Source organism: Brassicibacter thermophilus (genome assembly GCF_055378355.1).
This window is the reverse complement of sequence record NZ_AP042446.1, coordinates 2,352,142-2,363,866: the sequence shown is the minus strand read 5'-3', so window position 1 is coordinate 2,363,866 and position 11,725 is coordinate 2,352,142. Positions and strand designations below refer to the sequence as shown.

Below are 11,725 nucleotides of genomic sequence, written 5' to 3'. Positions count from 1 at the left end.
GGAACGAGGTGATAACTAATGAATTTTATTGAAAGTTTTAAAGTTGCCATAGCAAGTCTATTGGGAAATAAGATGCGTTCTTTTTTGACTATGCTAGGAATAATTATTGGAATTTCTTCTGTTATAACTATAGTATCCTTAGGTCAAGGGAGCCAAGCTCAAATAGGGAGCGAATTTGAAAAAATAGGTACAAATAGAGTTGTAATACATATGAACTGGGAGAAAAATCCTACTTACAGAGAACGGTTTGATGATGAGGATATAAAAATGGTAAAAAGAATTTTTAGCGATGACATAAAGGGTATATCGCCAAATTTAAGTATTAGTGGTCAAGCAAAAAATGGAAGAAATGAGAAAAAAATAAATGTTTTTGGTGTAAATGAGGAATATAATAAAATTGAAAACATTGATATTATTTACGGTAGATTTCTACTTGAAGGTGATGTTTTAGGTAGAAGAAAGGTATGTATTATAGACAAGGACTTAGCAATAAAGCTTTTTGGAAGAGAGAACGTATTAGGTGAAAAGATAACTGTTGACTTCGATTTTGCCAAAACTAAATTTTCAGTAGTAGGAATATATGAAAGACAAAGCAGCTCATTTGATGCTATAAATTCTCAATTTGGTGAGATACCAAGTAATATATATGTTCCTGTTGGAACATTACAGTTATTGGGGTTAGGAAATAGATACTATGCTTTTGAAATAAACGTAGTTGATAATTCAAAAATTGACAGTGTTAGTGAAGATATAATTAAGGTAATAGAAAGAAAACATAGGAACGAAGGCAAGGATTACTATAAAAGTACTAGCTATAAATCTCAGATGCAGATATTAGATAATATATTGGGAATAATGTCAAAAGTTGTTGGTGCTATAGCAGCTATATCTCTTTTAGTTGGTGGCATAGGAGTTATGAATATTATGCTAGTTTCGGTTACTGAGAGGACTAGAGAAATTGGCATTAGAAAAGCTATAGGGGCAACAAGAAGAGATATTTTAATTCAGTTTTTGGTAGAATCAGTTATTATTTCTGGAACAGGTGGACTTATTGGAACTATTTTGGGGCTAATATTCCAAAGCTTAATAGCTATGTCAATAGGGGTACCACCTACAGCGTCAATTGTTGTCATACTTATAGCTGTGCTTTTCTCAGCAGGCGTGGGGATATTTTTTGGAATTTACCCTGCCAATAAGGCAGCAAAGCTTGACCCAATAGATGCATTGAGATATGAATAATAATAATAAGGAGGAGCATTATGTCTGAAAATTTAAATGAAAATGTTATGGAAAAAAATCCACCGTTAAGTTGGTGGGAAAGAGTAAAAAATGTGTTTGTAAATCCTGATAAGGCTTTTGCAGACATAGCAGAACGTCCAAAGGCATTATTTCCAATATTAGTAATAGTAATTGGAACAATCCTTCTTGGAGTACTTAGACTAGATGCTATTAAGGAAGTACTAAGAAATCAAATGATGAATAATTTAGGAAGCAATCCAATGCCACCAAATGCTGAGCAGCTTATAAATATTCAAGCATATACGGGATTGATAATTGGAGCGTTGTCACCTGTAGTAATGTGGCTTGTAAAGAGTGGTGTAATGCAGGGAATGTCAGGATTTTTCGGAGGCGATGGAAAGTTTAAGCAAGCTTTTTCTGTTGTAGGTTATGCTTATTTACCTGTTCTTTTGGGGCAAGTAATAATTGCAATTATATCTATGATAATTGGAGAACTTACTATCATTTTTTCTCCTGCAGTTTTTTTGCCAGATTCTATGAGTACTAGTTTTATATATTTATTACTTAGTCAATTTGATATATTTGTCATATGGTATGAAATATTAGCTATAATTGGTATATCCTATGCTTACAAAATTGATAAGAAAAAAGCTGCAATTTTAGTGTTATTTACATGGTTTGTATGGATACTTATTGTTTGTGGATTAGGTGTTTTTGGTAATAAATATGTTTCTGGTATGATGTAGTGAATTAAAATGAATATATTGTCCTCCTTATGAAATAATAATAATTAGATGATTGCGAACTAATTGGAGTAAAATGTATAGTTTCGCAATTATAAAAATATATTAATGATAAGGAGGAGAATATGACTAACAAAGAACAATTGATAAAGATTGCTAATCGTTGTAGTCAGCATAAATTTATAGATGATAATGCTTTAACTTCAAGTGTAAATGAATTTGGTGAGGTTCAGAAAAGCTGTGCTAACTGCATACACTTTACTAGTGATGGAAGATGTAATATAAATCTAGCTGATGAGATACTAACTAATATGGCAATGGAATTAGATTATGAATGAAGCTGCGGGATTTCCCGTAGCTTTTGCTTTCATAACTGGAAACTGGAAAGCTATTGCTGTATAATTAGGTAATAGGAGTGTACCTATACCTTAATAAGGAGGAAAATTCATGAGAAAAAAAGATGTAATTGTACTAGCTATAGAAACTTCGTGTGATGAAACTTCAGCTGCAATAGTTAAAAATGGAAGATATGTATTTTCTAACATAATAGCTTCACAGATAAATATTCATAAAAAGTTTGGAGGAGTTGTACCAGAAGTTGCTTCTAGAAAGCACGTAGAAAATATTGAGCTAGTTATAGAAGAATCCTTGAAAAAGGCAAATATTTCTTTTGATGATATAGATTGTGTAGGTGTTACTTATGGTCCTGGACTTGTTGGGGCGCTTTTAGTAGGTATATCTGCTGCAAAGGCTATAGCTTTTAGCAAGAATATACCACTTATTGGAGTTAACCATATTGAGGGGCATATGTATGCTAATTTTATTGAGCATAAGGACTTAAAGCCTCCCTTTACTTCACTTATAGTTTCAGGAGGTCATACTCACCTTGTATATTTTAGAGATTACGGTGATTATGAAATAATGGGAAGGACCAGAGATGACGCTGCAGGGGAAGCCTTTGACAAGGTGGCGAGGGCTATAGGTCTTCCATACCCAGGAGGCCCTGAAATAGACAAATTATCTAAAATAGGAAATAAGGATGCTATTGAATTTCCAAGAGCATATCTAGAGGAAGGAAGCTATGATTTTAGCTTCAGTGGGCTTAAATCTGCAGTGCTAAATTATTTAAATAATATGCGTCAAAAAAATATCGATATATCGAAAGAAGATGTAGCAGCTAGTTTTCAACAGTCAGTAATTGAAGTATTAGTTGAAAAGTCAATTATGGCAGCTAAAAAAAACAATACGAAAATACTTGCGCTTGCTGGAGGAGTTGCAGCAAATGAAGGATTAAGAAGTCTTTTTAAAAAGAGATGTGAAGAAGAAGGAATAGAGTTAAAGTACCCTTCAAAACTATTATGTACTGATAATGGTGCAATGATAGGGTCAGTTGCTTATTACAATTATTTACAAGGCAAAGTATCTGATTTAACATTAAATGCAGTTCCAAATTTAAAGTTATGATAAGAAAATTTACTCACATTTTTTTTGCTTTGTATATAAATAAGTTGTGGATAATGTGGAAATATACCCTGGACAACCTTATATTAAAGGTTGTACCTGTGAATAATTTTGTGAATATTGTGCATAAAGCGTGAGTTACTTGGGAAAAATAAGTATTCTGTGTTCAAATACTTAATTATATTTGGGAAATTGCATAATAATGTTGAATTTTGATATTTCAGTAATTATGCAATTTCCCATATATAGAAATAGAATTAAGTGACTTATAGGTTAGTTTCTTCAGTAAGATGTATCCACTTCTTATATAAAATCTCAAGTTCGTTTTTAAGATTATTGCTTTTAACAGATATTTCTTGAATTTTTCCAGGGTCTGAGTAAATTTTTGAGTCACATAACAATTTTTCTATAGATAAAATTTCTTCCTCTTTTTTTGAAATTTCATCTTCTAGTTTTTTTATTTCTTCCTTTTTTTGTTTTTCTTTTTTTCTTTGTTCTCGTTCTTTTTTTCTTTCTGCTTTTTGCTGAGTTTTAGTTTTCTCTTCTTTTTCATCATCGGTATCAAGCAATTTTAGTGCATTTTTTTTCTCCAAGTAATAATCATAATTACCAAGATATTCGGTTAATCCTTCACTTGAAAGTTCCAATATTTTATCTGTAACCTTGTTTAAAAAATATCTATCATGGGATATAACAATTAAGGTGCCTGTATAATTTAATAAAGCGTCCTCTAATACTTCTTTAGAATCTATATCTAGGTGATTTGTTGGCTCATCCATAAGTAAGAGATTAGCTTTAGAAAGCATAAGTTTAAGTAGAGATAGTCTACTTTTTTCTCCACCACTTAAATCACCTACTTCTTTAAATATATCATCACCAAAAAATAAAAATTGGCTTAAAAGTGTTCTGATACTATTATGGTCAAGTTTTGGATTGTCATTCCATATTTCATCAACTACTGTATTTTCTGGATTTAAATCAGATTGTTCTTGGTCATAATAAGCAATATTTACATGGTGACCTATTTTAATTTCTCCATCAGTTTTATTTTCTTTTCCTAATAGTATTTTAAATAAAGTGGATTTTCCTATACCATTAGGGCCAATAAGCCCAACTTTCTCTCCTTTATATATTTTGAAATTTATGTTTTCAAAAAGGGTGAAAGAGTCAAAAGATTTTTTAAGATTATTTACCTCCAAAACGTCATTTCCACTAATAATTTTAGGTTCAAATTTAATCTTTGCTTTAGTGTTAATTTGAGCAGGTTTATCAACTATTTTCATCTTATCTAGCATTTTTTGCCTGCTTTTTGCTTGCCTTATACTTCTTTTTCCTCCTGAAGATAATGACTTTATTATTTGCTCTTGCCTAAATATTTCTTTTTGCTGTTCTTCATATTTTTTATTTAATAGCTTTAATTCTTGTTTTCTTTTTTTCATGAAAGTGCTGTAGTTACCTTTATAGATATTGAGTTTATGATTTTCTAGAAAAAATATTTTGGAAACTATATTATCTAAAAAGTATCTATCGTGAGATATTATTATTACTGCACCTTTATATTCACAAATATATCTTTCGAGCCAGTTAATAGCATCGATGTCTAAATGATTTGTCGGTTCGTCTAATAAAAGAATATCAGGTTTTTCCAAAAGAAGTTTTGCTAAAGATAACCTTGCTTTCTGACCACCACTAAGTTGTTTTACAGGTTGGTCAAATTGTTGTTCATTAAACCCTAGCCCTTTTAGTACTCCTTTTATTTCACTTTTATATCCATACCCATTATTATTTGAGAATTCTTCTGTTAGCTGAGCGTATTCTATCATTAATTCATTTAACTTATTAGATTTACCGTTGTTGCTCTCTATGCTTATAGCATGTTCTAAATCTCTTAGTTTATTTTCCATGTTTATAAGGGAATTAAATACTTCTAAAACTTCGTTAAATACAGATTTATCGCTTATCATGCTAGTATTTTGTTTTAAATGTCCAACTTTTAAATTTTTAGATATAAATATTTCTCCAGAGTCATAGGGTGTATTACCAGATATAATATTAAACAGAGTAGATTTTCCTGCACCATTGACGCCGACTAAACCGATTTTTTCTCCATCATTAATTACAAAGCTTATGTTATCAAGTATTTTATCTATACCATATGTTTTAACAATATTATTACATGATAATACTATCATGTTTATTTCCTCCTTAAATTAATTCTCTACTATGCCTTTGTATATAAATTTTAACAGAAAGAACTGATAAATAAAACTATTTATATATGAGGAAGTTGTATAATTATTTTAAGATCAAGATTTAATATTGTAAATTTGAAATAAATTCTCAAAATGATCTTTAAAAAAAGTTACAAATATTTTATAGAGGAAATTGCATAATTTTAAATTGTTGATTTTTCTAAATTTCACTGAACGCAAAAAGGAGTTTCACCCCTAAATGTCGAATATATTAAGTAGACAAACTCAATACCCGAAAGGAGTGAAACTTCTTAAATGTATATTCGACAAATGAGCTTGATTTCCTTTGAGGAAATTATGGAATTTCAACAAGAAACTAAATTAGAGATGATTTTATCTCAGATTGACATTTCTAATTTAGCTTGCAAACTAAGAAAATCTCATAATTCTAAAGGCCCGAAGGGCTATGATCCTGAAACTTTAATTTATGCTTTGATTGCTATGCAAGTAGAAAAAATTCAAACTATAAAAGATTTAGTTCTTAATCTTAAGCAAAATCCTGTTTTAAGATTCTGTTGTGGTTTTAGTGTCCTTGGCAAAGTACCATCCGAATCTACTTTTAGCAGATTTTTAGATAAATTAACTCAAACTGATGAACTTGAACAATTGTTTCATACCTTAGTTGTTAAAGCAAAAGAACTTAATATAATTGATGGAGAACATGTCTCTATTGATTCAACAAAATTAAGTTCTTATGAATCTGCTAAGCGTAAAAAATATATCGTAGATGATGACTATAACCCTAACTGGGGGATAAAAAAAGATACTAATGGTAACACCGTAAAATGGTTTGGTTGGAAGCTTCATATATTATGTGATTCTAAAAGTGAACTACCATTAGATATTTTATTAACCCCAGCAAGCACTTATGATGGCACTGTAGCTATACCTTTAATAAAGCAATTTTTTAATAATTATAAAGATATTTTTAAGCCTAAATATTATGCTATGGATTCTGGGTATGACTTTGAGTATGTTTATAAAGATATAATAAACGAATTTAATGGTATTCCAATAATAGCTTACAATCCTAGACGAAGCTATGCCCCACCTGCTGGATTAGATGAAGATTTTAATCCTATCTGCTCCGCAGGATATAAATTAGTATATTGGGGCAAAGATGGAAAATATCTTAAATTCCGTTGCCCTCACGCTTTAGGTAAGTGTAATTGTCCTTATGGAATGAATTGGTGTTCTTCTTCTACCTACGGATATACTTTTAAAGTCAATTATAAAGAAAATCCAAGGCATTATGGATATCCTTTAAGGTCTTCTACTAGTTGGAAAAAGTTATATGATAAAAGGACATCAGTTGAAAGATGTAATAGTAGACTTAAAGAATATCTAAATTTAGATAACATAAGGTCTAAAGGTATTAAAAAAGCCAAGGTTCACTCATTATTAAATTGCATAGCACTTATAGCTGGAACAATATCATTAAATTCAAGTAAAGTTGTTAATAAAGCTGCCTAACGGCATAAAATTACCTTTATTTAGGAGGTTCTTTGCATTATTCTAAAATAAATATCAAATTTAAAATCTCATTTTCAATGAGCTATCGCTCTATGCTCTTTTTTTCTACTGTGAAAAAGATGAATTATGCAATTTCCTCTTATAATAAATATTAAGATTAATTATAATTTTTAATTATAGTTCTTAAATTTTATATATAGAAATTATTATGATCAACTAAAATTGACATTATATTAACAAAACATTATAATTAGATTAAAAACGCTAAAACATCTTATTAAGTGAGGGGTAGATATATGGAAAAAGAAAACAAAGTATCTATGGCAGTTGTTAGAAGATTACCTAAGTATTATAGATATTTGCAGGAATTATTATCTAAAGGTATAAACCGGATATCATCTCAGGAGCTTAGTAATCTAACTGGATTTACAGCTTCACAAATTAGACAGGATTTAAATAATTTTGGTGGTTTTGGCCAACAAGGCTATGGATACAATGTAGAGAAATTATATTTGCAATTAAAAAAGATTATTGGGTTGGAGCAGACATATAATTCAGTCATTGCAGGAGCTGGTAATCTTGGGCAAGCAGTAGCAAATTATAAGGGATTTCAAGATGCTGGCTTTAAGATTTTATCGTTATTTGACAAAAATCCTAAAATTATAGGTTTGAAAATTAGAGATATTGAAATTAGAGATGTAGATTATATGGAAAGTTTTATAAGGGAAAATGACGTAAGTATTGGGATTATTACTACTCCAAAAGAACATGCACAAGACGTAGCAAATATATTTAGCAAAGCAGGAGTAAAAGGAATATGGAATTTTGCACCTGCAGACTTGAAGGTTCCTGATAATATAGTTGTTGAAAATGTGCATTTAAGTGAAAGTTTGTTTACTTTATCTTATTTATTAAAACAAAAATAAATATTATATATAAATATCCTCAAAAAATATATGATAAAAAATCTTATTTTATATGGAAATTGTTTAAAAATTAACGTATAATATAAGAAGAAGATTGATGCAAGACAAGGGGGGATATTTATTATGATGTTAAAATAGCTTAGAGGATAGAAAAAGGCTACACCTCTAAGCTATTATCTCTTTTTGCGGGATGGGGAAAAAATTATCAATTATAAATTATGACAAGGAGGAATAAGTATGGATTTTGCTTTAACAAGTGAACAACAAATGATAAAAAAAGTTATGAGAGACTTCGCAGAAAATGAAGTAAAACCTTTAGCTGCAGAAATAGATGAAACAGAAGAATATCCTATAGAAACGGTAAAAAAAATGGCAAGATACAATATGATGGGCATACCTGTACCAAAGGAATATGGAGGAGCAGGAGGAGATGAAATAGCTTATGTTATAGCTGTAGAAGAATTATCGAGAGTTTGTGCTACTACTGGAGTAATATGCTCAGCACATACTTCATTAGCTTGTTGGCCAATATTAAAGTTTGGTACGGAAGAGCAAAAAAATAAATATTTGGTACCATTAGCTAAAGGAGAAAAAATAGGTGCTTTTGGGCTTACAGAACCAAATGCTGGTACTGATGCTGCAAGTCAGCAGACGACAGCAGTCCTCAAAGGGGATAAATATATATTAAATGGTTCGAAGATATTTATTACAAATGGAGGACAAGCAGATGTATATATTATTTTTGCAATGACTGATAAATCAAAAGGTACAAGAGGTATAAGTGCATTTATAGTTGAAAAAGATTTTCCAGGCTTTAGTATTGGTAAAATAGAGGATAAAATGGGTATTAGAGCATCTGCTACAGCAGAGCTTATATTTGAAAATTGCATAGTGCCAAAGGAAAATTTACTCGGTGAAGAAGGTAAAGGATTTAAGATAGCTATGAAAACCCTTGATGGTGGAAGAATTGGTATTGCTGCTCAGGCGTTAGGTATAGCACAAGGTGCATTTGATGAATCTGTGAAATATTTAAAGGAAAGACAGCAGTTTGGAAGACCTTTAGCTAAATTTCAAGGTTTACAATGGATGGTTTCAGAAATGGCAACAAAAATAGAGGCAGCAAGGTGGTTAGTATATAATGCAGCATATAGAAAAGCAAATGGATTGACATATAACAAAGAAGCTGCTATGGCTAAGCTTTTTGCTGCAGAAACTGCAATGGATGTTACAACAAAAGCTGTTCAACTTCACGGTGGATACGGATACACTAAAGATTATCCAGTTGAAAGAATGATGAGAGACGCGAAGATTACTGAAATTTATGAAGGAACATCTCAAGTACAGAAAATGGTTATTGCAGCTAATCTTTTAAGATAATTATGGTTATGCAATTACCTGTTGAAATAGATCTTAAAGGGGGAAAATATTATGAATATTGTAGTTTGTGTGAAACAGGTTCCTGATACAAATGAGGTTAAAATAGACCCTGTTAAGGGTACATTGATTCGTGAAGGAGTACCAAGCATTATAAATCCAGATGATAAAAACGCTTTAGAAGAGGCACTTAAACTTAAGGAATTATTTGAAGGAACAAAAGTTACTGTACTTAGTATGGGGCCACCACAAGCTGAAGTTGCATTAAAAGAAGCATTGGCGATGGGAGCTGATGAAGCTATATTATTAAGCGATAGAGCATTTGCAGGGTCAGATACGTGGGCAACTTCAACAGTATTGGCTTCAGCAATAAAGAAAATAAAGGATTACGATATAGTATTTTGTGGAAGGCAAGCAATAGATGGAGATACTGCACAAGTTGGGCCTCAAATAGCTGAACATTTAGGGATACCACAAATAACTTATGTTGAAGAATTAAAAATTGAAGGAAATGAAGTAATAGCAAAGAGAGCATTAGAAGATGGATATTATGTTATAAGATCTAAAATGCCTGTTTTATTGACTGCTATTAAAGAATTAAATAAGCCAAGGTATCCTTCAATTAGAGGAATATATGATGCTTTTAGAGAGGAAAAGGTAAAAATTTGGACATTTAAGGATATTGACACTGAAGGAGTAAAAGTAGGATTAGATGGTTCACCAACACAGGTTAATAAATCCTTTACACCAGAAGGTAAAAAGGGAGAATGTGAAATGATAGAAGGAACTAAAGAGCAAATATCTAGAACACTTATTTATAAACTAAAACAAAGACAAATAATCTAAGTTAAGAAGTTGATTAATTAGAAAAAATTTAAATGTAATAAATAAGGAGGTATTATTATGGGCATTAAAGTATTAGAAGAGAAGTGTATCGGATGTAGTATATGTGTTAAAAATTGCCCTTTTGATGCTATAGAGATAAAAGATAAAAAAGCTTATATAAAAGATAATTGTACTATGTGTGGTGCTTGTATAGATAAATGTCCGGTAAATGCAATAATAAAGGAAAAAGAAGAAAAAACTGGAGTTGATATAACTCAATATAAGGGAGTATGGGTTTTTGCTGAGCAGAGACAAGGAAAACTTATGGGAGTAGCAATTGAGTTATTAGGAGAAGGAAGAAAAATTGCTGATAAACTGGGAGTAGAGTTAACTGCTGTTTTATTAGGAAATAAAGTTGATGAAATAGCTGATAAATTGATAAAATATGGAGCTGATAGAGTATTATATGTTGATAATGAAATATTAGATGTATATACAACAGATGCATATACAAAGGCTATATATGAACTAGTTATGGATAGAAAGCCTGAGATATTATTAATAGGTGCAACAAACATCGGTAGAGATTTAGGACCAAGATTGTCAGCTAGGATAGGTACAGGATTAACTGCTGACTGTACAAAACTTGAAGTAGACGAAAAAGATGGCAAACTTTTACAAACTAGACCAGCTTTTGGCGGAAATTTAATGGCTACTATTGTTTGTCCTAACCATAGACCACAAATGTCTACTGTTAGACCAGGGGTAATGGAGAAAGCTCACTATGATGAAAGTAGAGAAGGAACTATAGAAAAGGTAGATATTAAACTTGAAAAATCGGATATAAAAGCTTTTGTTGAAAAAGTTGAAAAAAGTGAGAAAGCAGAAGTTCCTTTAGAAGAAGCACCAATTGTAGTTTCTGGCGGTCGAGGATTAGGAAATAAAGAAGGCTTTAAATTAATAGAAAAACTAGCTAAAAAGCTAGGAGGAGTAGTAGGTGCCTCACGTGCTACAGTGGATGCTGGATGGATAGAACAATCACATCAAGTAGGCCAGACTGGTAAAACCGTAAGACCTAAATTATACGTAGCTTGTGGTATTTCTGGTGCTATACAGCATTTAGCAGGTATGCAAGAATCGGATTGCATAGTGGCTATTAATAAAAATCCAGATGCACCAATATTTGATGTAGCGGACTATGGTATAGTAGGAGATTTATATGAAATAATACCACAACTAATAGAAGAATTAGATAATGTAGACGATATAGTTAGTGCTTTTAAAGGTTAAATATATAGGTGTCCAAATCCTAATTTTAAAGTAATCTAAGATAAATAAGTAAGGGTTGACAATTTTATATACCTAAACTAAACTTATAATAAGAATATGAACCTCCTTGGTACTTGATATATTTGTTTTTGATTATAAAGTA

10 protein-coding genes are annotated in these 11,725 nt (G+C 30.9%); 9 read left to right on the top strand and 1 reads right to left on the bottom strand.

The genetic code is table 11. The features are described from left to right. The first annotated feature begins 18 nt into the window (after nucleotides 1-18). The 4 genes from ACZ41D_RS11300 to tsaD all read left to right on the top strand — a co-directional run bounded on the left by ACZ41D_RS11300 (nucleotide 19) and on the right by tsaD (nucleotide 3,446). On the top strand, nucleotides 19-1,239 hold the full coding sequence (locus ACZ41D_RS11300) for an ABC transporter permease (RefSeq protein WP_464151508.1): 1,221 nt from the start codon (nucleotides 19-21) through the stop codon (nucleotides 1,237-1,239). A gap of 20 nt (nucleotides 1,240-1,259) precedes the next feature. Beyond that, nucleotides 1,260-1,985: a Yip1 family protein gene (locus ACZ41D_RS11295; RefSeq protein WP_464151507.1), complete on the top strand. Its 726-nt coding sequence runs from the start codon at nucleotides 1,260-1,262 to the stop codon at nucleotides 1,983-1,985. A 122-nt stretch (nucleotides 1,986-2,107) separates the two neighbouring features. Beyond that, on the top strand, nucleotides 2,108-2,320 hold the full coding sequence (locus ACZ41D_RS11290; RefSeq protein WP_464151506.1) for a hypothetical protein: 213 nt from the start codon (nucleotides 2,108-2,110) through the stop codon (nucleotides 2,318-2,320). A gap of 109 nt (nucleotides 2,321-2,429) precedes the next feature. Continuing rightward, complete coding sequence (gene tsaD, locus ACZ41D_RS11285) at nucleotides 2,430-3,446, top strand: tRNA (adenosine(37)-N6)-threonylcarbamoyltransferase complex transferase subunit TsaD (RefSeq protein WP_464151505.1); 1,017 nt, start codon at nucleotides 2,430-2,432, stop codon at nucleotides 3,444-3,446. A 263-nt stretch (nucleotides 3,447-3,709) separates the two neighbouring features. Here the strand turns inward: tsaD and ACZ41D_RS11280 are convergent, their stop codons facing one another. Next, nucleotides 3,710-5,635: an ABC-F family ATP-binding cassette domain-containing protein gene (locus ACZ41D_RS11280; protein WP_464151504.1), complete on the bottom strand. Its 1,926-nt coding sequence runs from the start codon at nucleotides 5,633-5,635 to the stop codon at nucleotides 3,710-3,712. Nucleotides 5,636-5,965: 330 nt separating this feature from the next. On the opposite strand from ACZ41D_RS11280, the gene ACZ41D_RS11275 reads away from it, so the two are divergent. The 5 genes from ACZ41D_RS11275 to ACZ41D_RS11255 all read left to right on the top strand — a co-directional run bounded on the left by ACZ41D_RS11275 (nucleotide 5,966) and on the right by ACZ41D_RS11255 (nucleotide 11,583). Beyond that, nucleotides 5,966-7,168, top strand: coding sequence for a transposase (locus ACZ41D_RS11275; protein ID WP_464150977.1), 1,203 nt, complete (start codon nucleotides 5,966-5,968; stop codon nucleotides 7,166-7,168). A gap of 296 nt (nucleotides 7,169-7,464) precedes the next feature. Continuing rightward, nucleotides 7,465-8,094 carry a redox-sensing transcriptional repressor Rex gene (locus tag ACZ41D_RS11270; RefSeq protein ID WP_464151503.1) on the top strand — a complete coding sequence of 210 codons (630 nt, stop codon included), beginning with the start codon at nucleotides 7,465-7,467 and terminating at the stop codon, nucleotides 8,092-8,094. Nucleotides 8,095-8,331: 237 nt separating this feature from the next. Further along, complete coding sequence (locus ACZ41D_RS11265) at nucleotides 8,332-9,471, top strand: acyl-CoA dehydrogenase (RefSeq protein ID WP_464151502.1); 1,140 nt, start codon at nucleotides 8,332-8,334, stop codon at nucleotides 9,469-9,471. Nucleotides 9,472-9,522: 51 nt separating this feature from the next. Beyond that, complete coding sequence (locus ACZ41D_RS11260; RefSeq protein ID WP_464151501.1) at nucleotides 9,523-10,314, top strand: electron transfer flavoprotein subunit beta; 792 nt, start codon at nucleotides 9,523-9,525, stop codon at nucleotides 10,312-10,314. Between the two features lie 57 nt (nucleotides 10,315-10,371). Continuing rightward, on the top strand, nucleotides 10,372-11,583 hold the full coding sequence (locus ACZ41D_RS11255; RefSeq protein ID WP_464151500.1) for an FAD-binding protein: 1,212 nt from the start codon (nucleotides 10,372-10,374) through the stop codon (nucleotides 11,581-11,583). The last annotated feature ends 142 nt before the right edge of the window (nucleotides 11,584-11,725 follow it).